Source organism: Candidatus Binatia bacterium (assembly GCA_029248525.1).
Classification (GTDB): Bacteria; Desulfobacterota; Binatia; order UBA12015; family UBA12015; genus UBA12015.
Window position 1 is genome coordinate 1 of sequence record JAQWJE010000036.1, and the last position, 3,112, is coordinate 3,112.

At 62.7% G+C, this 3,112-nt stretch carries 4 protein-coding genes and 1 tRNA gene; 1 reads left to right on the forward strand and 4 read right to left on the reverse strand.

Annotated features, from left to right (window positions below; genetic code table 11):
* Window positions 1-973: hypothetical protein (locus P8K07_07705; protein ID MDG1958409.1), on the forward strand; the 973-nt coding region annotated here is incomplete at its 5' end.
* A 140-nt stretch (window positions 974-1,113) separates the two neighbouring features.
* Here the strand turns inward: P8K07_07705 and P8K07_07710 are convergent.
* The 4 genes from P8K07_07710 to P8K07_07725 form a co-directional block, all read right to left on the reverse strand.
* Window positions 1,114-1,196: transfer RNA gene (locus tag P8K07_07710), tRNA-Leu, on the reverse strand.
* 58 nt (window positions 1,197-1,254) lie between these two features.
* Entirely contained in the window at window positions 1,255-1,443 is a 189-nt protein-coding gene (locus P8K07_07715; protein ID MDG1958410.1) for a DUF2256 domain-containing protein, read from the reverse strand.
* 104 nt (window positions 1,444-1,547) lie between these two features.
* Window positions 1,548-2,801: a DUF1501 domain-containing protein gene (locus P8K07_07720; GenBank protein ID MDG1958411.1), complete on the reverse strand. Its 1,254-nt coding sequence runs from the start codon at window positions 2,799-2,801 to the stop codon at window positions 1,548-1,550.
* An 11-nt stretch (window positions 2,802-2,812) separates the two neighbouring features.
* On the reverse strand, window positions 2,813-3,112 hold a 300-nt coding region (locus tag P8K07_07725; GenBank protein ID MDG1958412.1), incomplete at its 5' end, for a DUF1800 family protein.

The window sequence follows — 3,112 nt, forward strand, 5'->3', positions numbered from 1 at the left end:
CGAAGAACTGATGGCTCGCGATGGCGTTGAGAGGTTGGACGATCCCGGGTCTCGTAAGCAGCAGACAAAAGCGCTTCGCGTTCCGGTTGCAGAAAAACAGGTTTCGCAACCCTCTGCGTCGCAACTTGAGGACCTTCCCTCCGAAGGATCGATCGAGGCCGTTCAGGGGGATCTTGCCGATGCGCAGGTCGAGATCGAACGCCTAAAGAAAGCCATGGAAGCTCTTGATGCACAAAATCGTGACCAGGTGGCTCAACTGGAAAAGCAGAACGGTGAACTCGAAGCCCGAATTCAGGTTCTGGATGGCGAGCGCAGAGCACTTTCTCGGAAACTGGGGAGCGCCCCGCGCAAGTCCGGTTCGGCCCGGACCCTCTCCTCGCTCTTCGAGAAGCGGGGTGCGCGCGATCCCCAGGAAAGGACGAGCCTCATCCAGGGATTGATCGAAGGTCGAAAGCTGGGTCGACTACTCGAACTTGCGACCGTGACCGAGGCACCCGCGCTCGCGGCCGTACTCGACGCGGCTGTCAGTTTTGTCTGCTCGAACCCGACCTGCCAGGAGATAGCCAATTCGCACACGATTCCGGTCGATCCGCCGCGGTGTGAGGTCTGCGGTGGTTCGGATCTGCGCGCCGCCGCAAGCGCCTTGTTCCGCGCTTGCACAGACAAAGGCCTCAATCGGATACGCATCTTCGGGGGGGCGCCAAGCTACCATACGCGTCTCAAGGAACTCGCAAGCGGAACCGAAATCGAACTCAAATGCATACCTGGCGATGTGCGACGGACCGAGAAGCAAGCCAGGGAAGACCAGAAGCACTCACACCTGGTCATCCTCTGGGGAGGAACCATCCTCGACCACGCAACGAGCAATCTCTACGACAAGAACCGATCGGCTGTCGTGACGGTGGCAAATCGAGGCCTCGCCGGGATGCTCGTGAAGTCCAGGGAAATGGTCGAATCCCGCGGGCCCTCATGAGCGAGTTCCATCTAGAGTCGATGCCGCCAGAGCGAAGTTGCGCAGGCGGACCACGCTAAATGCGGGTTCGCGTTCAAACGGGCACTTCACCATCGGTCCCGGAGCGCGGAACATCTCCGCGCTCGCAGTGGAAGTACGAATGCGAGAGGGGGGAGTTGAACCCCCACGCCCTTTCGGGCACTAGCTCCTGAGGCTAGCGCGTCTGCCATTCCGCCACTCTCGCGTGAGTGCTGCCTTAGCTACCAAGCAGCAGGTCCTCAGGCAATGTCGGCCCGGACGCCTCAGGACTTTCCCGGTTCTGCACGCAGGGAAGCCGGATGGTGCAGAGGGTTTCCCTCGCCACGGCAGCGCTTCGAGCAATAGACCACCTGCTCCCAATCCCGCTCCCATTTCTTGCGCCAACGGAAAGAACGCTGGCAAACAGGGCAGGTTTTTTCGGGTAAATCCGACTTGGCGCGCATCTTGGACATGAGCAATCCTGAATATCGTCCCACGCGTGGCCCTCGTGGCAAGAGCCGCAAGAGTCTCGTCGGAGAAAAGGATCGATGGGCCTGAATCGATTTCGATCGGAGGCTCAGGTGCGGATGATCCCCGGAGCCTTGAAGACGTGGTCGGGAAAGACCGTATCAAGAGACGGGTTCCCCAGATGATCGCGCACGATTTCGCCGCATAGATCGCGGAAGTCGGTGGTCACGGCCAGGTCACGGCCGGAGCTGAGATCTCCGGGGGCAAGACCGGGCCAGTCGGCCAGCACCTGCCCTCCGTTGACGGTGCCGCCGATGGCCATCATGGCTGTGCCGCGGCCGTGGTCGGTGCCGCCCGAGCCGTTCTGGGCAACGGTGCGCCCGAACTCGCTCATGGTCAGGAGGCAGATTTCGTCCATCTCCTTGCCGAGATCTTGATAGAATGCGCCGAGGCTGTCGGCGACATCGGCGAGCAGATCGGCGAGGTTCCCGGTGGCCGCTCCCTGACGGGAATGGGTGTCCCAGCCGCCGGTTTCGACAAAGGCGACTTCGAGGCCGATGTCCGCACGTCTGACCTGAGCGATCTCCTGGAGTGACCTTCCCAAAGAACTGTTCGGGTAGGCGGCGCCGTTTTGCGGGGCGTAGCCCTGAGCGCCGAGTTCGGTGAAGATCTCGTAGTTGGCCAGCGTTTCGCCGACGGTTGTCCCCAGCAAGTCCCCTCGGCCCACATACATCTCGTCGATGGCCTGGCGTACCAGCGTTCCGTCCGTGCCCCGACCCAGATCCAGAGAGGTCAGAGTGCTTGCGGCATAACTGGCTGCCTCACCGGCCAGAATCCTCGGCGTGGTATTTGTCACCGCAATCCCACGCAGGTCAGCGTCCCCACTGGTGCTTTGCAGGTGGCGGTTGAGCCATCCGTCGGGGCTGCCTTTGACCCCGGGCGTGCCGGTTTCCATGTAGTCTTGCGCGTCGAAATGCGAGCGTGTGGGGTCTGGCGAGCCGCAGGCATGGATGATCGCGAGCGACCGGTCCGACCAGGCGGGCATCAGCGACTCCATGGCGGGATGCAACCCGAAGAATCCGTCGAGGTTCAGGGCACCGTCGGCCTGCGAGGGCGCGCCAATGGCGATGTCGGGGCGCGTGCTGCCGTAGTTCGGATCGCCGAAAGGAACGACCATATTGAGACCATCGACGGCCCCGCGTTGGAACAGGCAGACCAGCAGGCGTTTGCCGGTCGGCGCGGCAGCGGCCTCACGCAGGAACAGGCGTGTGCCGAGTCCGGTGGCCACCATCCCGGCCATGCCATGGCGCAGGAAGCGACGACGGGTGAGAGTATTTTGCGAACAAGATCGTTTGTTTTTCATGTTCCTCTCCTTCACTGCAGTTGGAATTCCGGGCTGGCCAGAGCCAGCGCGGCGAGCAGGGTGGCCGAGGCGCCGTTTTCTCGGGCGCGCTGCAGGGCGGCACTGGTGTCGGGGTCCGGCCATCGTCCCGTCACGTAGAGGAGCAAGCCGTCGGTGCCGAACAAGGCGACCACATTGTCCCAGCCAAGCGGCAGCCAATCAATATTGGGGAGGTTGCCCGCCGCCACCGCGTAGGCCAACTCGAACCGCGAGACCATGCCGCCGGGGCTGAGGAATTCCTCGGCCCTCTCCGGCCAACCGGTGGGCGGCGA